Source organism: Clostridiales bacterium, assembly GCA_025757645.1.
In the GTDB taxonomy this organism is placed as follows: domain Bacteria; phylum Bacillota; class Clostridia; order Oscillospirales; family Oscillospiraceae; genus CAG-103.
Window position 1 is genome coordinate 99,290 of the sequence record CP107216.1, and the last position, 23,365, is coordinate 122,654.

Annotated in this window: 17 protein-coding genes and 2 tRNA genes; 8 read left to right on the forward strand and 11 right to left on the reverse strand. The window is 68.2% G+C overall.

Translation table 11 applies throughout. The features are described from left to right. Positions 1 to 53: 53 nt before the first annotated feature. From OGM61_00535 to OGM61_00550, 4 genes are all read right to left on the reverse strand, one after another. On the reverse strand, positions 54 to 284 hold the full coding sequence (locus tag OGM61_00535; protein UYI84589.1) for a KH domain-containing protein: 231 nt from the start codon (positions 282 to 284) through the stop codon (positions 54 to 56). A 15-nt stretch (positions 285 to 299) separates the two neighbouring features. After that, positions 300 to 542: a 30S ribosomal protein S16 gene (gene rpsP, locus OGM61_00540; protein ID UYI84590.1), complete on the reverse strand. Its 243-nt coding sequence runs from the start codon at positions 540 to 542 to the stop codon at positions 300 to 302. A gap of 62 nt (positions 543 to 604) precedes the next feature. Next, complete coding sequence (gene ffh / locus OGM61_00545; protein ID UYI84591.1) at positions 605 to 1,990, reverse strand: signal recognition particle protein; 1,386 nt, start codon at positions 1,988 to 1,990, stop codon at positions 605 to 607. A gap of 5 nt (positions 1,991 to 1,995) precedes the next feature. Then, a complete protein-coding gene (locus tag OGM61_00550) occupies positions 1,996 to 2,346 on the reverse strand; it encodes a YlxM family DNA-binding protein (protein UYI84592.1) in 351 nt (116 codons plus the stop codon). A gap of 158 nt (positions 2,347 to 2,504) precedes the next feature. Between OGM61_00550 and OGM61_00555 the strand changes: the two genes are divergently transcribed. The 5 genes from OGM61_00555 to OGM61_00575 all read left to right on the forward strand — a co-directional run bounded on the left by OGM61_00555 (position 2,505) and on the right by OGM61_00575 (position 13,628). Continuing rightward, complete coding sequence (locus tag OGM61_00555; protein UYI84593.1) at positions 2,505 to 9,635, forward strand: hypothetical protein; 7,131 nt, start codon at positions 2,505 to 2,507, stop codon at positions 9,633 to 9,635. 62 nt (positions 9,636 to 9,697) lie between these two features. Next, positions 9,698 to 10,987 carry an insulinase family protein gene (locus OGM61_00560; protein ID UYI84594.1) on the forward strand — a complete coding sequence of 430 codons (1,290 nt, stop codon included), beginning with the start codon at positions 9,698 to 9,700 and terminating at the stop codon, positions 10,985 to 10,987. Then, entirely contained in the window at positions 10,977 to 12,266 is a 1,290-nt protein-coding gene (locus OGM61_00565) for an insulinase family protein (GenBank protein ID UYI84595.1), read from the forward strand. Before OGM61_00560 ends, OGM61_00565 begins: the two co-directional genes overlap by 11 nt. After that, the gene (gene lgt, locus OGM61_00570) at positions 12,247 to 13,113 is read left to right on the forward strand and encodes a prolipoprotein diacylglyceryl transferase (protein UYI84596.1); all 867 of its coding nucleotides are present in this window, start codon (positions 12,247 to 12,249) and stop codon (positions 13,111 to 13,113) included. The genes OGM61_00565 and lgt overlap by 20 nt, the downstream gene beginning before the upstream one ends. 38 nt (positions 13,114 to 13,151) lie before the next feature. Continuing rightward, positions 13,152 to 13,628, forward strand: coding sequence for a hypothetical protein (locus OGM61_00575; protein UYI84597.1), 477 nt, complete (start codon positions 13,152 to 13,154; stop codon positions 13,626 to 13,628). A 120-nt stretch (positions 13,629 to 13,748) separates the two neighbouring features. On the opposite strand, the gene OGM61_00580 is transcribed toward OGM61_00575, so the two are convergent. The 3 genes from OGM61_00580 to OGM61_00590 all read right to left on the reverse strand — a co-directional run bounded on the left by OGM61_00580 (position 13,749) and on the right by OGM61_00590 (position 16,720). Beyond that, positions 13,749 to 15,557, reverse strand: coding sequence for a S8 family serine peptidase (locus OGM61_00580; GenBank protein ID UYI84598.1), 1,809 nt, complete (start codon positions 15,555 to 15,557; stop codon positions 13,749 to 13,751). Positions 15,558 to 15,568: 11 nt separating this feature from the next. Next, positions 15,569 to 16,432: a glycoside hydrolase family 25 protein gene (locus tag OGM61_00585; GenBank protein ID UYI84599.1), complete on the reverse strand. Its 864-nt coding sequence runs from the start codon at positions 16,430 to 16,432 to the stop codon at positions 15,569 to 15,571. A gap of 78 nt (positions 16,433 to 16,510) precedes the next feature. Next, positions 16,511 to 16,720, reverse strand: coding sequence for a hypothetical protein (locus OGM61_00590; GenBank protein ID UYI84600.1), 210 nt, complete (start codon positions 16,718 to 16,720; stop codon positions 16,511 to 16,513). A gap of 86 nt (positions 16,721 to 16,806) precedes the next feature. Here OGM61_00590 and OGM61_00595 point away from each other — a divergent pair. Next, positions 16,807 to 16,882 (forward strand) — tRNA-Thr (locus tag OGM61_00595). 21 nt (positions 16,883 to 16,903) lie between these two features. Further along, positions 16,904 to 16,988: transfer RNA gene (locus OGM61_00600), tRNA-Tyr, on the forward strand. Positions 16,989 to 17,266: 278 nt separating this feature from the next. Here OGM61_00600 and OGM61_00605 read toward each other — a convergent pair. Continuing rightward, the gene (locus tag OGM61_00605) at positions 17,267 to 17,434 is read right to left on the reverse strand and encodes a hypothetical protein (GenBank protein ID UYI84601.1); all 168 of its coding nucleotides are present in this window, start codon (positions 17,432 to 17,434) and stop codon (positions 17,267 to 17,269) included. 332 nt (positions 17,435 to 17,766) lie between these two features. On the opposite strand from OGM61_00605, the gene gdhA reads away from it, so the two are divergent. After that, positions 17,767 to 19,116 carry an NADP-specific glutamate dehydrogenase gene (gene gdhA, locus OGM61_00610; protein ID UYI84602.1) on the forward strand — a complete coding sequence of 450 codons (1,350 nt, stop codon included), beginning with the start codon at positions 17,767 to 17,769 and terminating at the stop codon, positions 19,114 to 19,116. A 347-nt stretch (positions 19,117 to 19,463) separates the two neighbouring features. On the opposite strand, the gene OGM61_00615 is transcribed toward gdhA, so the two are convergent. The 3 genes from OGM61_00615 to OGM61_00625 all read right to left on the reverse strand — a co-directional run bounded on the left by OGM61_00615 (position 19,464) and on the right by OGM61_00625 (position 23,313). After that, on the reverse strand, positions 19,464 to 20,792 hold the full coding sequence (locus tag OGM61_00615) for a HAMP domain-containing histidine kinase (GenBank protein ID UYI84603.1): 1,329 nt from the start codon (positions 20,790 to 20,792) through the stop codon (positions 19,464 to 19,466). Further along, the gene (locus OGM61_00620) at positions 20,785 to 21,486 is read right to left on the reverse strand and encodes a response regulator transcription factor (GenBank protein ID UYI84604.1); all 702 of its coding nucleotides are present in this window, start codon (positions 21,484 to 21,486) and stop codon (positions 20,785 to 20,787) included. Before OGM61_00620 ends, OGM61_00615 begins: the two co-directional genes overlap by 8 nt. A gap of 147 nt (positions 21,487 to 21,633) precedes the next feature. Beyond that, entirely contained in the window at positions 21,634 to 23,313 is a 1,680-nt protein-coding gene (locus tag OGM61_00625; GenBank protein ID UYI84605.1) for a leucine-rich repeat protein, read from the reverse strand. Positions 23,314 to 23,365: the final 52 nt, after the last annotated feature.

Here is a 23,365-nt window from a genome sequence, read left to right on the forward strand (position 1 = left end):
TTTTGGGTGTAGGTGCAAAAAACGCACTGCACGGGTGCAGCGCGTTTCCTGCGTCAATCCATGATCTCCACGGAGACTTTCTTGCCCTTTCTCTGGGCGACGGCCTTCATCAGGATGCGGATCTCTTTGACGATCCGGCCCTGACGGCCGATGACCTTGCCCATATCGCCGTCGGCGACGCGCACTTCAAACACGGTCTCGCCGTTGGCCTCGCGCTCGGTCACAGAGACCTCGTCCGGTTTTTCCACGAGGTTCTGCACAATATAGGTCAGAAGCTCTTTCATCTTTGGGGTCTCTCCTTATTCCGCTGCGATGGCTTTCTTGAGCAGCACACGAACGGTATCCGTCGGCTGTGCACCGTTGGCGAGCCAGTAGTTGGCGCGCTCGGCGTCGACGACGATCTTCTTATCCGTGCTCAGCGGATCGTACGTGCCGATCTCCTCAATGCATCTGCCGTCGCGTGCGAAACGGGAGTCCGCCACCACGATGCGGTAGTACGGGGCCTTCTTGGCGCCCATTCTGCGAAGTCTGATCTTGACCATGTATCTTCACCTCCATCAAAGTTCTCTGTATCTCCAGCTCCCTGCGGGAGCTTGGAACCAATTTAGAATCCGTACGGACGGCCGCCGCCGCCGAACAGATTGCCCAGCCCGCCGAGTCCGCCGCGGCCGCCGCGCTTCATACGCTTCATGGCCTTGCTGTTTCCGGACATCTGACGCACGAGCTGCTGCATGAGCTCGAACTGCTTGAGCAGCTTGTTGATCTCGACCACGCTCGTGCCCGCGCCCGCCGCGATGCGCTTTTTGCGGCTGGAGTTTAAGATGGCGGGGTTGTCGCGCTCGCCGGGGGTCATGGACTGGATGATCGCCTCGATGCGGCCCATGGCCTTCTCGTCGACGTTCGCGCCCGAGAGGGCCTTGGCGTCCATGCCGGGGATCATGCCGGCGATGTCCTGCAGAGAGCCCATGCCCTTGATCTGCTGGAGCTGGTCGTAATAATCCGTGAGCGTGAAGCGGTTCTGCCGCAGACGCTCGGCCATTTCCTCGGCCTTTTTCTGGTCGAGGTTCTGCTCGGCCTTTTCGATGAGCGTGAGCACATCGCCCATGCCGAGGATGCGGCTGGCCATACGGTCGGGGTGGAAGGGCTCGATCTGGTCAAGCTTCTCGCCGATGCCGGCAAACTTGATGGGCTTGCCGGTCAGCGCCTTGATCGACAGCGCGGCGCCGCCGCGGGCGTCGCCGTCGAGCTTCGTGAGCATGACGCCGGTGATATCGAGCGCGTCGTCAAAGGCCTGCGCGGTCGCCACCGCGTCCTGGCCGATCATCGCGTCGATGACGAGCAGGATCTCCGCGGGGTTGACGGCGGCCTTGATGTTCTGCAGCTCGGTCATGAGCGCCTCGTCGATGTGCAGGCGGCCGGCCGTGTCGAGAAAGACGAGGTCGTTGCCGTGCTTTTTCGCGTGCTCGATGCCGGCCTTGGCGATCTCGACCGGGTCGCCCTGCCCCATCTGGAACACGGGAATGTCGAGCTGGCGGCCGACGGTCTCAAGCTGCTGGATGGCCGCGGGACGGTACACGTCGCACGCGACGAGCAGCGGGTGCTTGCCCTGCTTGCGCATGAGGCCGGCGAGCTTGGCGCCGTTGGTCGTCTTGCCCGCGCCCTGCAGGCCGACGAGCATGACGACGCTCGGCGACTGGGAGCTGATGTTCAGCTTCTGGTTCTCGCTGCCCATGAGAGCGGTGAGCTCTTCGTTGACGATCTTGATGACCATCTGCGCGGGCGAGAGGCTCTCGAGCACATCCGCGCCCGTGGCGCGCTCGGTCACTTTGCGCACAAAGTCCTTGACGACCTTGAAGTTCACGTCCGCCTCTAGCAGCGCGAGCTTGACCTCACGCATGGCCTCCTTCACGTCGGCCTCCGTGAGCCGGCCCTTGCCGCGCAGGCGTTTGAACGCCTCGGTCAGCTTGTCCGACAGGGATTCAAATGCCATGGTATCTATCCTTTCAGATCCTGAAGCTGCCGCAGCGCCCGCTCGGCCAGCAGCCGGGCGTCGCCGCCGACGGTGTCGCGCAGCTTCGTGAGCGTATCCTCCAGCGCGGCCGCGGCCGTGCGCTGCGCAGCGAAGCGCCGCACCAGGCCGAGCCGGGCCTCCGTATCGCGCAGCGCGGCGTCCGCGCGGCGGATGTTGTCCCACACGCCCTGACGCGAAATGCCGCTGCTGGCGGCGATCTCCGCCAGAGAGAGGTCCTGATTATAATGGAGGTCGTAATACTCCCGCTGCTTGTCCGTGAGCAGATCGCCGTAAAAATCGAACAGCATCGTGCGCCACACGGTCTCGTCCGGCATGGTGGGGTCCCTCCTCGCTGTAAACCATTTTTCCTTTACAGCACGAGTAGTATACGCGCATTCCGCGCGGGTGTCAAGTATTTTTTCTTGTCACCGCATAGTTCTCGCGCCGGATGGGAAAAATTCCGGTATTGCAAACCGTTTCTGGAGGGATCTTCATGGCCGAAGCCAACACTGCCGCCCTGCGCGCACAGGGCGAGCGCGACGCCCTCGCCCTGACCGTGACCAGCCGGCGGCGCGCGGACACCGGGCGCATCCGCCGGGCGGCAAAAACGCTCGCGCGCATGGCGCGCGCCGTCACGCCCGAGACGCCGAACGGCCAGTGGCTGCACGACAACCGGAGCTTTGCCTGCGCCGCGGCGGGCGATGCCGTGGCCGCTCTGCGGCACGCGCGCGTGCGCGCATCCGGCGGGCAGACCGCGCTGGGCGTATGCTGCGCGGGGCTGCTGCGCGCGTGCGGGGAGGCGCTGACGGTCAAGGCGGCGGAGGCGTATCTGGAGGGGTTTCAGGACGCGCTGCCGCTCGAGACGGCGGAGCTTGCCCTGCTCGTGCCGGGGCTGCAGGCGGCCGTGGTGTGCGCGCTGGCGGAGAGCTATGCCGGGGGCAGCGCGGCCGCGCCAGCGCTCTTCACGTCGCTGCGCGCGCTCGGCACGGCGGCGTGGGGCATGCTCGCCGAGCGGTGCGACCGCGTGGGGCGCATCCTCGCGCGCGACCCGGTGGGCGTCTACCCCGCGATGGACGCGGCCACGCGCGCCCACTACCGGCAGACCGTGGCGCGGCTGGCGCGGCGGACGGGCCGGACGGAGATCGAGATCGCCGAGGACGTGCTCGCGCGCGCGCAGCGCAGCGAGGGCGCGCGGCGGCACGTTGGCTGGTTTTTGCTGCGCGAGGTGCTCGGCGCGCCGGAACGTCGCCGCGACGGCGGGTGGTACATCGCGGCCGTCGTGGTGGGGACGCTGTTTTTGTCGCTGCTGCTGGGCTTTGCCACGAAAAGCGTATCGGGCGCGGTGCTGCTGCTCATCCCGGTGTCGGAGGTAGTCAAGGGCCTGCTCGATGCAGTATTGCTGCGCGTGACGAAGCCGCGCTTCGTGCCGCGGCTGGCGCTGCGCCGGGGCATCCCGCCGGAGGGGCGGACGCTGTGCGTCATCGCGGCGCTGCTGACCTCCCCGGCCGACGCGCACGCGCTCTGCGCGCGGCTGGAGGAATACTACCTCTGCAACCGCGACGCGCTCGGGCAGCTCACGTTCGGCCTGCTGGCCGACCTGCCGGAGGCGGACATGGCGCACGCGCCCATTGACCCCGCCATCCTGCGCGCGGCGCGCGAGGAGATTGAGGCGCTCAACGCGCGCTGGGGCAGCCGGTTTTATCTCTTCACACGCCCTCGCGTACAGACCCCCGACGGGAAATGGAGCGCGTGGGAGCGCAAGCGCGGCGCATTACTGGAGCTGGCGCGGCTGGTGCTCGACCGGCCGGGCACGCTGCAGTGCGCCGCCGGGGACGCGGCGGGCCTGAGCGGCACGGTATACCTGCTGACGCTCGACGCCGACACGCGCCTGACGCCCGGCGCGGCGCGCGCGCTCGTGGGCGCGATGCTCCACCCGCTCAACCGCGCCGTGGTGGATGCGCAGCGCGGCGTGGTCACGCGCGGCTACGGCCTGCTGCACCCGCGCATGGCCACCGAGCTGCAGAGCGCGAACGCCACGGACTGGGCGCGCGTGTTCGCAGGGCCGGGCGGCGCCGACCCCTACGGCGGCGCGTGCGGGGAGCTGTATATGGACTGCTTTGACCGCGGCGGCTTTCCGGGCAAGGGCATTCTCGACGTGCGCGCGCTGCTCGACTGCTGCGGCGGCGGGGTCATCCCCGAAGGGCGCGTGCTGAGCCACGACGCGCTCGAGGGCGCGTACCTGCACGGCGGCTTTCTCGGCGACGTGGAGCTGACGGACACCTTCCCCGCCGCCCCGCTGGCCTGGGGCGCGCGGGCGCACCGGTGGATCCGCGGCGACTGGCAGAACGCGCCGTGGATCTTCTCCCGGCGCGGGCGGGCGCTGCACCCGATCGACCGGTTCCGGCTGGCGGACAACCTGCGGCGGTCGCTCGTCGCCCCGGCGACGTGGATTTCCATCTTCCTCGGCTGCGTGCTGCGCTGGCCGGGGCTGCGGCTGGCGGCGTATGCGGCGCTGCTGGCGCTGGCGCAGGGGCTGATCCGCGCGCTCGGCCAGCCGATCGTGCACCCGGCGGACACGCGCGTGCGCTACCACAGCGACGTGCTGCACGGGCTGGCCAGCGCCGTGGCGCAGACGGTGCTGCGGCTGATTTTGCTGCCGTGGGAGGCAATTTTGAACACCTCCGCCATCGTGACGGCGCTGTGGCGCATGGCCGTGTCGCACCGAAACCTCCTGCAGTGGCAGACGGCGGCGCAGCGCGCGGGCAGGCGCGACGGGCTGGGCGCATATTGGCGCGCGCTCTGGCCGGCGAGCGCGCTGGGCCTGCTCACGGCCGTCCTGACGCCGAGCCCGACGGGGCTGGCCGCCGGCATCGTGTGGATGCTCAGTCCCTTCGTGCTGGCGGCGCTCGGCGCGCCGAACGCGGCCGGGGCAGCGCCGCTATCGCGCGCGGCGCAGCGGGAGCTGCTGGGCTGGGCGAAGGCGACGTGGCAGTATTTCGAGACGTTCTGCACGGCCGAGGATCACTACCTGCCGCCGGACAACGTGCAGTCCCAGCCGCCGACCGGCACGGCGCACCGCACGTCGCCGACGAACATGGGGCTCGCGCTCGTGTCCGCCCTCGGCGCACACGCGCTGGGCATCGACGACGGGCAGGGGCTGGCGCTGGCGGAGCGGATGCTCACGACCATGGAGCAATTACCCCGCTGGAACGGGCACTTTTACAACTGGTATCACACGTGCACGCTGCGGCCGATGCCGCCGCTGTACGTGTCCACAGTGGACAGCGGCAACTGCGCCGCCGCCCTGCTCACGGCGGCGAACGCCCTGCGCGGCTGGGGGCAGAACGAGCTTGCGGCGCGGGCGCAGATGCTCTGCGACGGCATGGACTTCGGCCCGCTCTACGACCCGCAGCGGCGGCTGATGCACATCGGCATCGACACCGGCAGCGGCAAATGGTCGGAGAGCTATTACGATCTGCTCTCAAGCGAGGCACGGCTGACGTCTTACTTCGCCGTGGCGCGGGGCGACGTGCCGCGCGAGCACTGGCGCGCCCTGTCGCGCGCGCAGGTGCAGAAAGACCACTACCGCGGCTGCGTGTCGTGGTCGGGGTCGATGTTCGAGTACCTGATGCCGGAGCTGTTTCTGCCGCCGGTGCGCGACTCGCTGCTGTGGGAGAGCGCGAAATTCTGCCTCTACGTGCAGCGGCGGCGCGTGCGCCCGGGGCAGGCGTGGGGCGTGTCGGAGAGCGCGTACTTCGCGCTCGACAGCGCGCTGAGCTACCGCTACAAGGCGCACGGCTGCGCGGCGCTGGCCCTGCAGCCGGGCATGGACAGGGAACTGGTGCTCTCGCCGTACAGCAGCTTTCTCGCGCTGGCGGTCGAGCCGCGCGCGGCGATGCGCAACCTGCGCAGACTCGCGGCGCTCGGACTGCTGGGGCAGCACGGATTTTTCGACGCGCTCGACTGCACCCGCGCGCGCACGGGCGGCGGCGGGCAGATCGTGCGCTGCGTGATGGCGCACCATCAGGGCATGAGCCTGCTGGCGGCGTGCAACGCGCTGTGCGGAGATCAGGTGCGGCGGTGGTTTTTCGCCGACCCCGCCATGCGCGCGCACGCGACCTTGCTGTCCGAGCGGCTGCCACTGGGTGCGCCGGCGCTGCGGCGGCGCGCAGAACAGCCGGCCGAAAAGGCGCGCCGCCGCGCCCTGCCGGACTATGCGGCCGAGGGCACGGGCATCGACGCCGAAGCCCCGCGCTGCGCGCTGCTCTCCAACGGCACGTACTGCCTCGCCGTATCGGAGGCCGGGCAGAGCTTCGCGCGCTGGCACGCGCTGAGCGTCTGCCGCCGCGGCACGCGCGCAGACCCCGCCGCCGGGCCGGTCGTGCGGCTGGAGACGGACGATTTCTCCGGCCCACTGCTGCCGGGCACGGCCGCGGGCGCGCAGTGGCGCTTTACGGTGCGCGCAGCGCAGTTCACCGCCCGGCACGGGGACGTGACCGCCGTGCAGACGCTGACCGTGCCCGGCCGCGCCAACGGCGAGGTGCGCGCGCTGACGCTCTCGTCCCCGAGCGGGATTGAGGGCACGGTGCGGTTCGTGTTCGAGGCCGTGCTCGCACCGTGGGAGGATTATGTCAACCACCCGGCGTTCGCGCGGCTGGGCTTTCAGAGCGTGCTGCGGCGCGACGCGCTGCTGCTGCGGCACCTCGGCCGCGGCGAGAAGCCGGAGGCGTGGCTGTGCGCCGCGTGCGACCGGCCGGGCACGTGGCGGGCCGAAGGGCCGGTGCCGGGGTGGCTGCGCGCGGGGCGCGTGGAGCTGAGCGTGCCGGTGCACACAGCGCCGGACACGCCGTGGCGCGTGCGCTTTGCGCTCGGCGTGGGCGCGCGCGAGGACGATGCGTTCACGGCGGCGCAGCGCGCGCTCGTGCTGCCGCCGGCGATGGCGGCGGCGCTGCCGGCAGAGCTCGCCGCGCAGTACGGCATGACGGGCGCGGAGCTCGACGGCGCGATGGCGGCGGTCTCTCCCCTGCTGTTTCCGGCCGTGGCGGCGGACGCAGCGCCCGGGCAGCTCGAGCGCCCGGCGCTCTGGGCGCAGGGCATCTCGGGCGACCTGCCGGTGTGGTGCGCGCAGGCGGAGCGCGGCGTGGTGCGGCAGTGGGCACTGCTGCGCGCGCTGGGCGTGGCGTGCGACCTTGCGCTGCGCAGCGGCGACGGCGGGGACTACCGGCAGCCGACGGCCGGAAAGGTGCGCGGGTGGCTCGCGGCGCTCGACCTCGCGCACACGCTCGGCGCGCCCGGCGGCGTGCACCTCGTGCCGGAGGAAGCCTTCCCCGCCGTGGCGGCGGCCGCGGCCATCCGCCCCGGCATGGCGCGCACGCGCTGCACGCTGCCGCTGCTGCCCCCGCCGGGCGACCGGCGGTATCTGTCCACGGGCAGCGACGTGCACTGGGACGACGACGGCACGGTGTCCTTCACCGGGCTGCCGCCGCGCGCGTGGAGCCAGGTGCTGACAAACGGGCGCTTCGGCTTTCTCGCCACGGACGCGGGCACGGGCCACATGTGGCACCGCAACGCGCACACCAGGCGCATCAACCGCTGGCTATGCGACCCGTGGGTGCTGCGCGGCACGGAGACGCTGCGCATGGCATCGCGCGCGGGCGCGGTGTCGCTCTTTGACGACGACGGGCGCTCGCGGGTGGAGTACGGCTTCGGCTGGGCGGCGTGGGAGCGCAGCGTGGACGGCATGTCCGTGCGCGTGACGGCGTTCGTGCCCGAGGACGCGGACGCGCGCGTGCTGCTCATCGAGTGCGCGGGGCGCGCGCGCATCACGTGGCACACTGACCTCGTCTGCGCCGGGCGCGACGCGGACGCCCCCGCCGTCGTGACGGCATACGCCGACGGGCTGTTCACGGCAGAAAACGTGCGCGCGGACGCGCCCGAACTCTTTTGCGCGGCGGCGGGCATGCCGCTCACGGGCTGGACGTGCGACCGGTTTTCGTTCCTGCGCGGGCAGATGGACGCGCGTGCCGGTGCGGGGCTGAGCCCCTGCTTCGCGCTCGAGGGCGTGATCGACCGGCAGGGCGTGATCGTCTGCGGGTGCGACACGCGCGCGAATCTCCTGCGCCTGACGCAGCCGGATGAGGCCGCGCACGCCCTGCGCGCAACGCGCGAGCGGTGGCTGGGCGCGGTGTCGCGCCTGTGGATGACGACGCCGGACGCGGACATGAACCGCTATCTCGGCGGCTGGGCCGCGTACCAGACGCTGTGCTGCCGGCTGCTCGCGCGCACGAGCCTGTACCAGAACGGCGGCGCGTTCGGCTTCCGCGACCAGTTGCAGGATGCGGTGAACCTCCTGCTGCTCGACAGCGCGCCTGCGCGCGAGCAGATCGGCCGCGCGTGCGCGCACCAGTTCGCCGCCGGGGACGTGTGCCACTGGTGGCACGCGGGCACGGGACCCGAGCACGGCGTGCGCACGCGCATCTCGGACGACCTGCTGTGGCTGCCGTGGGCGGTGTGCGAGTACGTGGAAAAGACCGGCGACGCCGAGATCTTAAGCGCCGAGTACCCCTTCCTCGCGGGCGAGGAGCTGGAGGAAAACGAGCACGACCGCTACCAGCCGCTCGAAGTGAGTGCGGAGACCGGCACGGTGCTCGAGCACTGCCGCCGGGCGCTGATGCGCGTGCTCGCGCGCGGCGTGGGCGCGCACGGGCTGCTGCTGATCGGCACGGGCGACTGGAACGACGCCTTTGACCGCGTGGGCGCGCAGGGCCGGGGCGAGAGCGTGTGGCTGACGTGGTTTTTTGCCATCACGGCGCGGAAATTTGCCGCCCTCGTGGGCGGGCACGCGGCCGAACAGCTCGCGCTCGCCGCCGACCACTGCACGCGCGCGGCCGAGGGAGCGTGGGACGGCGCGTGGTACCGGCGCGGGTACTATGACGACGGGCGGCCGCTCGGCTCGGAAGCGTGCGGCGAGTGCCGCATCGACGCGATCGCGCAGGCGTTTGCCGCCCTCGACACGCACGCCGACCCCGGCCGCGTGCACACGGCGCTCACGAGCGCGGTGGAGCACCTGTTCGACCGGGAGCACAACGTGGTGCGGCTGTTCGACCCGCCCATCACGCGGCGCACGCCCGAGACGGGCTACGTGCGCAGCTACGGCGCGGGCCTGCGCGAAAACGGCGGGCAGTACACCCACGGCGCGCTGTGGCTGGCCATGGCGCTGCTGCGCACGGGCCGCACGGCCGAGGGCGCAGAAATATTGCACGCCGTGCTGCCCGCGGCGCACGACCCCGCGCGCTACGAGGGCGAGCCGTACGTGCTCGCGGCCGACATTGCGGGCGGGGACAACGCGGGCGTCGCCGGCTGGACGTGGTACACGGGCGCGGCGGGGTGGTACCTGCGCATCGCGGCGGAAGATCTGCTGGGGCTGCACCTGCGCGGCGGCGTGCTCTACCCCGAGCCGCACCTGCCGGCCGGCTGGCCGGAGTGTACCGTGCGCTGGCGCGACGGAGCGGGTCTGCTGCACACCATCCGCCTGCGGCCCGACGGCGTGACCGTGGACAATACGCCCTACGACGGCGGCGGCATCGGCAAAAAGCGCCCGAAACCCTATTCCCAAGATAGGTAAGGCGTGATATAATAAAGTATTCAAAAAATATGGACACACCATAGGCGAAAGGAGCGTATCTTATGGAACGCATCCGCACGGAAATTCTCCCCGGCGTGTGGCTGACCGCCCTGCGCACGGACAAGTTCAAGACCGCGTGGCTGAGCGTGAACCTGCTGACGCAGCTGCGGCGAGAAACGGCGGCGTGCACGGCCGTGCTGCCGTATGTGCTGCGGCGCGGCAGCACGCGCCTGCCCGATCTGGAGACGATCGCGGCCGAGCTCGAGAACCTCTACGGCGCGAGCATCACGCCGAGCGTGCGCAAGCTCGGCGAGATCCAGGCCGTGGGCTTCGAGGCCGAGTTTGCCGACGACGGCGCGGTGGGCGAGGAGATCTTCCCCCGGCTCGCGGCCGACGTGGCAGACCTGCTGCTGCACCCGAACACGCGCGGCGGCCTGCTGCGGCCGGATATCGTGGACAGCGAGCGTGAGAAGCTGCTCGAGCGCATCCGCGCCGGCATGAACAACAAGCGCGCCTACGCCATCGAGCGGCTGTACGCCCACATGTGCTGCTGCGAGGACTACGCCGTGCCCCGTCTCGGCGAAGAGGCGGACGCCGAGCGCATCCACTACCGCAAGCTCACGATGCGCTACCACGACGTGCTCTCGACGAGCCCCGTGGAGATCTTCTACTGCGGCTCGCTCGAGGGCGGGCGCGTCGCGCGCATCCTCACGGACGTGCTCTCGACGATGCCGCGCGGCGAGATCGACGAGGACATCGGCACGGACATCCGCATGAACGCGCTCGAAGCCGAGCCGCGCTATGTGACCGAGACGCTCCCGGTCGCGCAGGGGCAGCTCGCCGTGGGCTACCGTCTCGGCGCGTGCATGACCGAGCCGGACATCCCGGCGCTGTTCGTCTTTAACGCCCTCTACGGCGGCTGCGTCACGTCCAAGCTCTTTTTGAACGTGCGCGAGAAGCTCAGCCTGTGCTACTACGTCGGCTCGCGCCTGAGCACGCACAAGGGCCTGCTGACCGTGACGAGCGGCATCGACGTGAAAAACTACGAGCGCGCGCTCGCCGAGATCACGGCGCAGCTCGACGCCGTGCGCACCGGCGACTTTACGGACGGCGAGCTGCGCTCCGCCATCCGCAGCGTGGCCAGCGACCTGCGCGCCACGGCCGACGCGCCCGACGCGCTGGCGTGGTACTGGCTCAACCGCACGGTGCAGGGGCTGGACATCGACCCGGCCGAGATGGCCGCGCTCGTGGAAGAGGTCACGCGCACGGACGTGACGGACATCGCCGCCGGCGTCGTGTGCGACTGTGTGTATCTGCTCAAGGGAACGGAGGAGACTGCCGATGACGAATGAACGACCCGAAAACGTCTGGGCGGCGACGCTGCCGAACGGCCTGCGCGTGCGCGTGCTGTGTAAGCCCGACTTTCAGCGCAGCTACGCCGTGTTTGCCACCTGCTACGGCGGGGCGGACCGGCGCTTTCGCGTAAATGACACGTGGACGGACACGCCCGCCGGCGTGGCGCACTATCTCGAGCACAAGCTCTTTGACATGCCCGACGGGTCGGACGCGCTGCTGACGCTGAGCGAAAACGGCGCAGACCCGAACGCCTTCACGTCCACGAACATGACGGCCTACTATTTTTCCTGCACAGACCGGTTTGAGGATAACCTGCGCACGCTGCTGCGCTTTGTCTCGACGCCGTATTTCACCGACGCGAGCGTGGCCAAGGAGCAGGGCATCATCGCTCAGGAGATCCACATGGGCGAGGACGACCCCGACCGCGCCGTGTGGCGCGACCTCATGCGCTGCCTGCTTGCGCGCGACGGGGCACGCGACGCCGTGGCCGGCACGGTCGAGAGCATCGCGCAGATCACACCCGAGACGCTCTATACCTGCCACCGCGCGTTTTACGCGCCGTCGAACATGGTGCTGTGCGCCGTGTGTCAGGACACGCCCGAGCGCGTGGCCGCCATCGCGGCGGAGATCCTGCCGCCGGACCTCTCTCCCGTCCCGGCCGCCGACCACGGCGCGCCGGAGGACATGACGCCGGCGCAGGCGCGCATGCGCGTGGAGCTCGCGGTGTCCGCGCCGCAGATGCTGCTGGGCGCGAAGTTCCGCCCGGCGGAAAAGGGCGAGGCCCGCCTGCGCCAGACGCTCACGGCGGAGCTCGCGCTGCAGGCCGCCTTCGGAGAGGCGACGGCGTTTTACAACGATCTTTACCGCGCGGGGCTGCTCGGCGACGACTTCGGCTGCAGCGCGGACTACTGCGGCCCGATCGCCATGGCCGTACTCGGCGGCGAGAGCAAGGACCCCGACGCCGTGTGCGCGCGCGTGAGCGAGACCGTCGCGCAGATCGCGCGTGACGGCTTTGACGGCCCGGCCTTCGAGCGGGCGCGCCGCGCCGTGTACGGCGGCTGGCTGCGCGGGCTCGACCGGTTCGACGATGTGTGCATCGCCATGGCCGAGGGGCTCTTCGGCGGGTACGAGCACATGGACGCCTTCCCGCTGCTCGGCGAGATCACGGCGGCGGAGTGCGCCAAGTGGCTGACCGAGACGCTCGCGCCCGAGCGCCTGGCGCTCTCGGTCGTTGCCCCGAAGGGAGGCGAGGATGATGCCGACGATGATGCGTGACGCCGCCATCAGCTTTCCCCTGCTCGGCAGCTGGAGCATCGACCCCAGCGCGTCGTTCACGCTCTTCGGCCGCACGTTTTACTGGTACGGCGTGATCATCGCCGTGGGCTTCATTCTGGCGATGCTCTACTGCGCGCGGCACTGCCGCCGCTGCGGCATCGAGCCGGACACGCTCTATGACTTTCTCATCTGGATGATCCCGCTGGCCATCATCGGCGCGCGGCTGTACTACGTCATCTTCCAGTGGAGCGACTACCGCGGCCACCCCATCGACGCGCTCAAGATCTGGGAGGGCGGACTCGCCATCTACGGCGGCGTGATCGCGGGGCTGCTGACCGGCATCATCTGGTGCAGGAAAAAGAAGATCCCCTTCGGCGCGATGGCGGACGTGTGCGCGCCCGGCCTGCTCATCGGGCAGTGCATCGGCCGCTGGGGCAACTTCATCAACCGCGAAGCCTTCGGCCGCGAGACCACGGCCTTCTCCCGCATGGGGCTCACGCTCCCCGGCCGGGAGACCGTGTACGTACATCCGACGTTTCTCTACGAGAGCCTGTGGAACTTCGTGGGCTTTCTGCTGCTACACTTCTGGTTTCAAAAGCACGAGCGGAGGTTTGACGGCGAGTTCATTTTGCTCTACGCCGTGTGGTACGGCATCGGCCGCGCGCTCATCGAGGGCCTGCGCACCGACAGCCTGTACATTGCCGGCACGGGCATCCGCGTCAGCCAGCTGCTGGCCGGGGTGTCGGCGGCCGCCGCTGCCGTCGTGCTCGCGCTGTTTTACACCGGCAAGCTCCGGCACGCACCGCGCTATGTTGACCGCGGCGCGGGCGGGCAGCCGGATGCATAAACCATTTGCAGTTTCATATTTCAAGGAGGTTTTTTCCCATGAAAGATTATCATGATATGCTCAACAGCCTGAAGAACAAGGTCGTCGACGCGGCCGGCAAGGCCGGTGAAACCGTGACCAATGCCGCCAACAAGGTCGTCAGCGACGAGATGCGCGACAAGGTCGCCGGCGCTGCCCACGCCGTGGGCGACCGCGCCAAGTACGCCTCGCGCATGACGCGCATGACCGTGGACTGCAACGCCGAGCTCGAGCGCGTCAAGCGCACGTACACCGAGATCGGCCGCCTGTACTACGAAAACTACCGCGACACGGCCGACGCCTTCCTCGCCGAGCTCTGCCAGCAGGTGACGGACGCCAACGCGCGCGTCGCCGAGCTGGAGGCGCAGATGGACGAGCTGCGCGCCGCCGCTAAGGAGTACCGCCCCGCGCCGGATCTGCACACCGTCGATGCCGAGGTCGTCGAGCCGGAGGACATCGAGGTCGAAGTGACCGAGGAGCCCGCGCCGGAGGAATAAGCGTGGGCAAACGAGCCCCGCTGCGCCGGGCGCTCGTTGGAGGGGCTGCGGCCCGCTGATAATAGCAAACTCCGCCCCCGCTTCCGATCCGGAAGCGGGGGCGGAGTTTTGCTGTCATTTTTATTTGTCATAGTAGCCCATGAGGATCTTTGCGACCTGGGCGCGGGTGGCATAGCCGCGCGGCGCGAGCTGCGGGCCGGACGGCGTGCCGACGCCGCCGATCAGCCCCTGCTCGACCGCCCAGGTGAGCGCGGCGTAGGCATAGCCCGCGACCTGGCCCGCGTCCGGGAAGGCCGCGAGCGCAGTGCCGATCATAGCCGGGCGGCCGGCCTGCGCGTAGAGAATGACCGTGAAGTCCTGCCGCGTGATGGCGGCGTCGGGGGTAAACGTCGTGGGCGACGTACCGGACACGAGCCCCGTCCGATACGCCCAGTGCACCGCGTCATAATACCACGCGCCGGGCGCCACATCCGAGAACGGCATCGTGCCGGTGGTTTTCGGGCTGCCCGCCGCCGCCCAGAGCAGCTGCACGACCTGCGCGCGGGTGGCAAGCGCCTCCGGCGCGACGGTGACGGGCGTCATGCCGTGTATCAGTCCCGCCGCGATGCAGTAGTCCAGCCCGGCGTGCGACCAGGCGTCCGCGTCCGGCATGTCCGCAAAGCGCCGCCCCGGACACAGCCGGTCGTGAAAGCACTGCGTGAGCACCGGAAACCCGTTGCCGTACTGATCGTCGCGGCCGGGCACGCCGAGATCCTCGGCATAGTCGCAGAGCGTCCGGCGCACGCGCGCGGCCGTAGCGCCCGGCTGCGCGAGCTGCACGCAGGCCGCCGCCGCCGCGACATGGGGCGCAGCAAACGATGTGCCGCTGCGCACCGTCATGCCGCCGGAGAGCGCCGCGACCGCGACGCCCGTGCCCGGCGCGCACAGATCGACCGACGCGCCGGAGGCCGAATAGGTATCGTCAAACGTCCGGCTGCGGTCCACGGCCGAGACCGTGAGCACCTGCGCCTGATTGGCGGGATAGACATCGTCCGCGTTCGCGGTGGGGTTGCTCCGGCTGAGGTTGCCCGCCGCCGCGACGACGACGACGCCCGCGGCATACGCCTGCGCGAGGACACTATTTAAAAAGGAGTAGCCCTTTTCGATGGCGTTCGGCCAGCCAATGCTCATGTTGACGACGGTCGCGCCGTTTTCCAGCGCGTACTCGAGCGCCGTGAGCACGCGCGACGGCTTCGAGAGGTTGTCGTCGCCGTACACACGCAGGACCATCACGTCCACCTCGTCGGGTGTGAGGTCGGCGATGAGCCCGGCCGTGGCCGTGCCGTGGCCGTTGACGTCCGTCACGTCGGCCGTGTTGTCGGCAAAGTCATAGCTGCGGGCCGACACGCGCCCCGCGAGCAGCGGGTGCGAGACCTCCGCGCCCGTGTCGATGACGGCGACCGTCGCGCGGCGGCCGGCCGGCAGGAGCACGTCCGCCTGATGGCGCAGCGTCGTGAGGCCCATTTCGTGCCCGCCCCAGGAGCGGCTGGCCGTCTCGTCCCAGAGGCCGGCGAGCGTGTCGTCCGCCGTGACCGCCTCATCGAGAAAGCAGTCCGTCACATCGGGGTCGGAGCGCAGGCGCGCGAGCGCGCGCTGCGCCGCCGCCGCGTCGGAAAATTCGAGCACGTACTCCTGCCACGCCGCCAGATGCAGCACGCGGTCCGCGCCGTACCCGTCCGCGAGCGCGGGCGCGAAGGCGACCACGCGCGTGGGCTCGGCCGCGGCGGCGCGGGAGCGGAATCGGCCGCGCGCCGGCACCGGCTCGGCCATCGCCTGCGCCAGCTCCAGCGCGCTCGACACCTCCACCGGCATCTGTGCGGCGGCGGCCGGCAGCGCCAGCGACACCGCGAGCGCCAGCGCGAGCAGCAGGGTCAAAAGTCGTTTTTTCATCGCGCGCCTCCTCAGGTCGTGATCGGCACGAACCACAGGTCACGGTCCACGCTGCCGGAGACGCCCGGCACCGTGCCGTCGTAGCTGTACTGCCAGAAATCGTGCGCGTAGTAAAAATCGTCCGCCGTGCCCGGCGCGCTCACCCAGAAGGCGTAGTCTTTGAGCTGGGCAAAGTCGTAGTCATAGTACCCCTGCCAGCGGTTGCCGTAGACGGCGGCGTCGTAGCCCGCGGCCGTGACCGTCTCGCAGAACGCGACGGCGCAGGCCGTGACGTCCTCGCCGGTCATCTCCGCCGTGCGCACCGTGTCGCCGGCGGCGACGGTGCTCTGGTCAATGTTCTCCCAGTCGAACACGAGCGGCATGTCGATCTTGTAATCGCGCGCCGCGTCCACGAGCCACTGCGCCTCCTCGGCCGCCTCCTCGGGCGTGACCGCCTGCGAGAAGAAGTACAGCCCCACGCGCAGCCCCGCCGCGCACGCCCCGGCCACGTTCTGGCGGAAACGGTCGTCTTCGACGATGCCGCCCTTGCCGTAGCCCCGGTAGCCCGCGCGGATGACCGCGAAGGCGATGCCGGAATCCGCGACGGCCTGCCAGTCGATGTCCTGCTGGAACGTGGACACGTCGATGCCCTGCAGCACGCGGTAGGCCGTGCCGGTGTAGGTCACGCTGCCGTCCGCCCCGGCGGAAAAATCGGCCGCCGGAATGTCGAACCTGTCCACGCCTCTGGCCGGGGTGATCCACGCCGTGCCGGCGCCGGTGTTCACCTCGACCTGGCCGATGTGCAGTTCGCGCACGGAGCAGCCCGTGAGTGCGAACGTCATCGCCGCGGCCAGCAGCACGGCCAGCGCGCGGCGGAATGTGGAATTGTTTTTCATATGTAAGCGTTTCATGCCGATAAGTATACCACACCTGCCGCCGGAACGCAAACCGGGCCCGCCCGACGGCCGGCGCGGTCAGCTGCGGTCATAATAATGCGCGAGATAGCTTGCCGTGCACAGAGTCTCGCCCGCCATCTGCTCCAGGCGCGCGATGCGCGCCTCCAGATCGCGCCGGGCGCGGCCGGCACGCGGCATGGCCGCCAGCTCCAGACGCAAGGTGGCCGCGCGCGCACGCAGCGCGTTGCCCGTGGCGCGGTACTGCGCCGCCAATTCGATCAGTTGCATGTTCTCCCTCCAAAAACATTGAATTTTCCGAAAATTTTTGTTGACAAACATAGTCCGTTTTGCTATGATACATAGGCCGGTGTTGTGCTGGTATAGCTCAGTTGGTAGAGCAGCTGATTTGTAATCAGCAGGTCGGGGGTTCGAGTCCGTCTACCAGCTCCACCTTCTGACAAAATTGCATATGGGGGAATTCCCGAGTGGCCAAAGGGGACAGACTGTAAATCTGCTGGCAATGCCTTCGATGGTTCGAATCCATCTTCCCCCACCAAAAATACCAATTACCCTTTTTGGGTGATTGGTATTTTTCTTTGCGCGGAAGATGGAGTCGAAGTTTATCCTCCGAAGGAGGAAATCCATCTTCCCCCACCAAAAATACCGATTGTCCTTCTGGACGGTCGGTATTTTTCTTTTCCGGGAAGATGCACAAACGCTCGGCAAATGCACGGAGCTGAAAAAAATCTGGATCGCCTCCGTCAACACCGCGAAGAAAAACCGCACATGATCCGCCCGCCCACGGTGTGGGCGGGTTTTTGCTGCTCCGCCCCCTCACGCTCCCGGTGCGCTCAGGCGCGCGGCCAGCTCCCGCCGCGACAGGCCGCCCACGAGCGTGTCAAAGCAATCGGCGCACACCGTCAGCCCGCCGTGCGCGCACGGCCACAGGTACGCATCTTCCCACGCCGGCAGCGGCGCAAAACACACCTCGCATCGCCGCATCCGCATTCCTCCCTTCCGGCTGCAAAATTATTATGCATTTGGATAACTTTCGCTCTTAGTTTATACTCGTTAGAATAATTTGTCAAGTGCTTTTTTTGCACCTGCATAAAAATGGCGGCCGCAAATTGCCAGCTTTTACACGGGAATGTTGTTTTTTTGACGAAAACAGCGCAATTCAAAGCGCCCTTTCTGACTTTTTGCACAAAAAAATTGAGAAATTATATGGAAAACGGATATTGCAATCCCTCTCCGTTTGCGTTACCATGATAAAGGAAATTGGCCGCTCAGGCCGTTTTTGAGAGCAACGTGAATAACAAGAAAGAGGTAAGAAAATGATCAACAATGCATATCTGAACCGCGTTTTCGCCGACCTTCAGAAGAACCACCCCAACGAGCCCGAGTTCCTGCAGGCCGTTGACGAAGTCTTTGAGAGCCTCCAGTACGTCGTCGACAAGCACCCCGAGTGGGAAGAAGCCGGCCTCATGGAGCGCTTCGTTGAGCCCGAGCGCATCATCATCTTCCGCGTTCCCTGGGTGGACGACAACGGCAAGGTCCAGGTCAACCGCGGCTACCGTGTGCAGTTCAACTCCGCGATCGGCCCCTACAAGGGCGGTCTGCGCTTCCATCCCTCGGTCAACCTGTCCGTCGTCAAGTTCCTTGGCTTCGAGCAGATCCTGAAGAACTCCCTGACCACCCTGCCCATGGGCGGCGGCAAGGGCGGCTCCGACTTTGACCCCCACGGCAAGTCCGACGGTGAGGTCATGCGTTTCTGCCAGAGCTTCATGACCGAGCTCTATCGCCACATCGGCCAGTTCACTGACACCCCGGCCGGCGACATCGGCGTCGGCGCGCGCGAGGTCGGCTATATGTACGGCCAGTACAAGAAGATCGTCGACCGCTTTGAGGGCGGCGTCATCACCGGCAAGGGCCTGACCTACGGCGGCTCTCTCGCCCGCACCGAGGCCACCGGCTACGGCATCTGCTACTTCTCCGCCGAAGTGCTCAAGCACCTGAGAAACGACAGCTTCGAGGGCAAGAAGGTCATCGTGTCCGGCTCCGGCAACGTGGCGCAGTACTGCGCGCAGAAGTGCACCGAGCTCGGCGGCAAGGTCATCGCCATGAGCGACTCCAAGGGCTACGTCTACGATCCCAACGGCATCAACCTCGACGTGCTGTTTGACATCAAGCAGAAGCGCCGCGCCCGCATCAGCGTCTACGCTGACGAAGTGCCCGGCAGCGAGTACCACGAGGGCTGCAAGAACATCTGGACCGTGCCGTGCGACATCGCCATGCCGTGCGCGTCCCAGAACGAGATGGATCTCGAGGGCGCGAAGGCCGTCATCAAAAACGGCGCCATGGCCGTGTTCGAAGGCGCGAACATGCCGCTGACCCCCGAGGCCATCAACGCGGTCATCGAGGCCGGCCTGCTCTACACGCCGGGCAAGGCTTCCAACGCCGGCGGCGTTGCCACCTCCGGTCTGGAAATGAGCCAGAACTCCCTGCGCATGAGCTGGAGCTTCGAAGAAGTTGACGAGAAGCTGCACGGCATCATGAAGAGCATCTTCAAGGCCTGCTACGACGCCTCCGTCGAGTGCGGCCAGCCGGGCAACATGATGCTCGGCGCCAACGTTGCCGGCTTCCTGAAGGTCGCCAACGCCATGATGGCTCAGGGCATTGTGTGATCGCTGATCCATCACCCATACAGAGCAAAGATCCCCGAAACGTTCGTTTCGGGGATCTTTTTTGCGGGTTTGTTATGTAGAGAGGCGAGTACAGCGTTGCCTGCGCTGCGCACCCAAGCCTTGCCCTCGGGAAAAAGGTGCTGAGCGCAGCGAGGCGGATGCCGTGTTTCCTGACGTCACACACCTTGGCAATTCCGTTTCTATGCCGCTCGACCAGCATCATGGCAGAAAAGCCGCGGTTTCCTCCAGCGCCGCCGGTGGTGCACCGTGCGTTCGTCCCGCACCTCATAGGCTCCCTTGTGCAAAGGGAGCTGGCAGCCGTCAGGCTGACTGAGGGATCGATCCGCTCAGCCCTGCGCCGCGTCCGGCGGCGTGAGCGGCAGGACGAACTCGGCCGAGAAATCATCGCCCGTACGGTGGGTGAAAAACTGCCCGCCGAGCAGCTTCAGGATCGCCTCGCACGTGCGCAGGCCGATGTGGTTGCTCTCGACGCGCGCAAGCTCGCGGCGCGCGCGGTTGGCAAAGCAGACGTGCAGCCGCTCGCCCTCGCACTCGGCCAGAATGGTCAGGCGCGCGGCGGGGTCGGCGTACTTTTCGATGTTCGACAGGAGGTTATCCGTCACGCGCTTGAGCATCTGCACGTCGGTCGTGACGGTGCAGGGCGTGGTCAGCAGCAGGAGGTTGACGTCAAAGCCCCGGCTGCGCAGCTCGGCCGCGCACTCGCCGAGCAGCTGCGCGCAGAGGATCTGCGCGTCGTAGGGCTCGGGGTGCGTCTCCTGTTCGCCGCGGCTGAAGACGAGAAAATACCGGAACATCTCCCCCGTCAGGTCCTTGAGCTGATAGGCCTTGTCGCGGCTGGCGAGCACGTAGCTGCGCAGGTCCTCCGGCAGACGGTCCTGGCTCATCTCGAGCAGGTCGAGATAGCCGATGAGCGACGTGAGGGGGTTGCGGATGTCGTGCGACATGGCAGTGATGAGGTCGCTGTTGGCCTGCCAGGCGGTCTGCTCGTTGCGCGTGCGCTCCAGGATCGTGTCGCGCATGGTGTTGACGCTCGCCGCCAGCCGCGCGAGCTCGTCCGTGCCGACGACGGGGATGGTCTGGTTGAGCGCGCCCGCCGCGCCGACGGCCTCCGACAGGCGCGTGACGCGCCGCGTGAGCCGCCGCGTGAAGCCGATGGCGATGCACGAATAGACCACGAAGCCCACCACGAGCGCGCCGAAGCGCACATAGCTGTAGAGCCACGCCTCGGAATAGTCGCACACGGCGACGCGGCACTCCCCGTCGGCAAACTGCACGGGGAAGAAGCTGTAGCCCATGTCGGCAATGTCGCTCTGGGTCGTGTCGTCGAGCAGCTCGCTCGTGCCCCACGAGCCGGCCTCGTACGGGTCGCCCTCCGCCTGATAGACGATGACGTTGGCTTTTTTCTCACCGCGCGACCACTGCTCGATGGCCAGCGTGTCGCGCGAGGACACGCCGTGCGCGCTGACGTATTCCTGCAGGCGGCGCTCGTGCTCCAGATTGCGCGCGGCGACGGCGTCATCGCTCAGATACCAGTGGTCGATTGCCTCCGTGCCGAGCGCGTCTATGCCGAAATAGCACACCACGCCCAAGGCCAGCGCCGCGAGGAGCACGAAGATCATGCGCGCATTGAGCGATGAGCACCACTTTTTAATCAATCTGATACCCCTTTCCCCAGACCGTGCGGATGAGCGTCGGGTTGGCGGGGTCATCCTCGAGCTTCTTGCGCAGCTTGAGGATGTGCACCATGACGGTGTTGGCAGAGCTGGGCAGGAACTTCTCGTGCCAGACGTCCTCGTAGAGCTTGCGCGCGGACACGGCTGCGCCGCGGTTGGCGATCAGGTACTGCAGCAGCCCAAACTCCGTCTTGGTCATCTCGACGGAGCGGCCGTTTTTGCACACGGTGCCCTTGTCGCGGTTGATCTCGAGCGCGTCAATGACCGTCGGCGCGTCACCCTTGCCGTGGTAGACGCGGTAGCGGCGGATGAGCGAGTCGACCCGCAGGAACAGCTCGTGGTTGGAAAAGGGCTTGATGAGATAGTCGTCGCCGCCGCTGCCGTAGGCGTCGCTCATGTCGGCGGGCTGGGCCTTCGCCGTCAGAAACAGGATCGGCGCGACGCTGTGCTGCCGGATCTCCGCGCAAGCGGACACGCCGTCCATGCCGGGCATCATGATGTCGAGAATGATGAGGTCATAGTCCGGCTGCGTGCGCACGAGCTCCACGGCGCGCAGGCCGTTTTCGGCCTCGTCAACCTCGTAGCCGCGCGACGAGAGCAGAATGTGTAAAATATTGCGGATGTCCGGCTCGTCGTCCACGACGAGGATGCGGACAGGGGTCTCGGGGTTTTCCATGGTATCACCTCTGGGGTCTATCCTAACACATTCGCGGCGTGCGCGGACAGAGGAAACTGCCAGCTTTAAGAAAAATTAAGCGAAAACCCGGAGGGTTTTCCGACAGTCATAACCCGCCGGGGGATCCCCGGCGGGTCGATTCTGCATTCAGAGCAGGTGGGCCACGTTGCGCCCGAAGCGCGCCAGAACGGCCGCGATCTCGGCGCGCGTCGCGCTCTCGCCCGGCCGCAGCCACACCCGGCCGCCGGTGTCCTGCGTGCCGCCGAACAGGCCGAGCGCCACCGCGTCGGCCATGCCGGCACGCGCCCAGCCGGAGACGCTGCCGCCGTCGGCAAACGCGGACAGATCGGCAGGCGCGTCGCTGCCCGCAAAGCCGGGCAGGCGCGCAGCGTAGCGCATGAGCAAAACGGCCGCCTGCTCGCGCGTGACGGGCCGGCCCGGCGAAAACGTGGTGGGCGACGTGCCGTCCACGACGCCGGTCTCATATGCCCAGGCGACCGCGGCCTGATACCAGTCCGACGTGAGGTCGGTAAACGGCGTGGTCACGCCGGTCATGTCGGGATCGCCCGCGAGATGATACAGCACCTGCACGAGCTGCGCGCGCGTCGTCACGCCGCCGGGCAGGAACGTGTGCGTGTCCGTGCCGGACATGAGCCCGCGCGCCACGCAGTACTGGATGCCGTCGTACGACCACGCATTGCGGTCGATGTCATGAAACTGCTCGTACGCCGCGATCTCGGGCGGGATCGCCACCGCCTGCGTCCGGCTGCAGCGGCGGCAGGTGACGCGCCGCTCGCCCATGCGCACGCCGCTCGGGGCGCGCACGATCACGCCGTCGTCCCAGTCGTGGCCGAGCGCCGGGATCGTCTCGGACAGCGTTTTGCCGCAGCCGGGGTCGAGGCAGGTGCGCGTGCGCAGGCCGTCGTCCGTGCAGGTCGGCGCGCGGACGACCGTCCACGCCTCCGGGTACGTGTGCGCGGGCGCGGACAGGTGCACGGCGGCGGCCGTCAGGCGTGCGTTGTTCGCGCCGACGGCGACGGCGTCCCACTGCGCGCGCGTGCCGGTGAAGTACACGTCCGCGAGCGCGTCGCACCCGGCAAACGCCCCGTTGCCCACCGCCGTGACCGCGCCCTGCAGCGTCACGCGCCGCAGCCCCGTGCAGCCGCGCAGCAGGCCGCGCGGCACCTCGGTCATCGCGGCCGGGAGCACGATGTTTTGCAGCGCAGTGCAGTTTTCGCACAGGCGCGGCTCTACCCACGCCACATCGTCCGGCAGCGGCAGCTCCGTGAGCGCCGTGCAGCCGGAAAACAGCCCGCTGCCGAGCAGCGTCATGCCGTCGGGCAGGTCGATGCGCCGCAGCGCCGTGCAGGCGGCGAAGGCATACGCGCCGAGGCTGCGCACGCCGGGCGCGAGCGTGACGGCCGTCAGGCCGGTGCAGGCGGAAAACGCGCCCGTGCCGATCTCCGTGACCGTGCCGGGCACGGCCAGCTCCGTGAGCGCCGTGCAGCCGGCGAACGCCTGACTCATCACGCACGTGACCGCGCCGAACCCGTCCACGCGCCGCAGCTGCGTGCAGCCGGCGAACGCGCTGCGGCCGATGCGCGCGACCTGACCCGTGAACGTCACGGTGACGATATCGGTGCGGCCGGCGAACGCGCTGTCCGGCAGGTCGCCCGTGCCGCTGACGGTCAGCCCGCCGTCGGCGTCGAGCGTCCAGCGGACGGTGTCAAACGTGCCGCTGCCGTCCCCGGCGGCCTGCGCCGCGGCGGGCAGCAGCCCCAGCGTCAGGCACAGCGCGAGCAGCAGCGTGCAGATCCGTTTTTTCATAAGCTTCCCTCCCCGGGCGGCCGCGGCCGCCCGATGCTGCCTCCACTATACA

What these genes read in the sequence shown, in the direction of transcription:
- rpsP (UYI84590.1), bottom strand. Translation starts at nt 542, where the DNA reads ATGGTCAAGATCAGACTTCGCAGAATGGGCGCCAAGAAGGCCCCGTAC.
- OGM61_00565 (UYI84595.1), top strand. Translation starts at nt 10,977, where the DNA reads ATGACGAATGAACGACCCGAAAACGTCTGGGCGGCGACGCTGCCGAAC.
- OGM61_00590 (UYI84600.1), bottom strand. Translation starts at nt 16,720, where the DNA reads ATGCAACTGATCGAATTGGCGGCGCAGTACCGCGCCACGGGCAACGCG.
- OGM61_00550 (UYI84592.1), bottom strand. Translation starts at nt 2,346, where the DNA reads ATGCCGGACGAGACCGTGTGGCGCACGATGCTGTTCGATTTTTACGGC.
- OGM61_00560 (UYI84594.1), top strand. Translation starts at nt 9,698, where the DNA reads ATGGAACGCATCCGCACGGAAATTCTCCCCGGCGTGTGGCTGACCGCC.
- OGM61_00620 (UYI84604.1), bottom strand. Translation starts at nt 21,486, where the DNA reads ATGGAAAACCCCGAGACCCCTGTCCGCATCCTCGTCGTGGACGACGAG.
- OGM61_00585 (UYI84599.1), bottom strand. Translation starts at nt 16,432, where the DNA reads ATGAAAAACAATTCCACATTCCGCCGCGCGCTGGCCGTGCTGCTGGCC.
- OGM61_00580 (UYI84598.1), bottom strand. Translation starts at nt 15,557, where the DNA reads ATGAAAAAACGACTTTTGACCCTGCTGCTCGCGCTGGCGCTCGCGGTG.
- OGM61_00555 (UYI84593.1), top strand. Translation starts at nt 2,505, where the DNA reads ATGGCCGAAGCCAACACTGCCGCCCTGCGCGCACAGGGCGAGCGCGAC.
- OGM61_00575 (UYI84597.1), top strand. Translation starts at nt 13,152, where the DNA reads ATGAAAGATTATCATGATATGCTCAACAGCCTGAAGAACAAGGTCGTC.
- gdhA (UYI84602.1), top strand. Translation starts at nt 17,767, where the DNA reads ATGATCAACAATGCATATCTGAACCGCGTTTTCGCCGACCTTCAGAAG.
- OGM61_00535 (UYI84589.1), bottom strand. Translation starts at nt 284, where the DNA reads ATGAAAGAGCTTCTGACCTATATTGTGCAGAACCTCGTGGAAAAACCG.
- OGM61_00625 (UYI84605.1), bottom strand. Translation starts at nt 23,313, where the DNA reads ATGAAAAAACGGATCTGCACGCTGCTGCTCGCGCTGTGCCTGACGCTG.
- OGM61_00605 (UYI84601.1), bottom strand. Translation starts at nt 17,434, where the DNA reads ATGCGGCGATGCGAGGTGTGTTTTGCGCCGCTGCCGGCGTGGGAAGAT.
- ffh (UYI84591.1), bottom strand. Translation starts at nt 1,990, where the DNA reads ATGGCATTTGAATCCCTGTCGGACAAGCTGACCGAGGCGTTCAAACGC.
- lgt (UYI84596.1), top strand. Translation starts at nt 12,247, where the DNA reads ATGCCGACGATGATGCGTGACGCCGCCATCAGCTTTCCCCTGCTCGGC.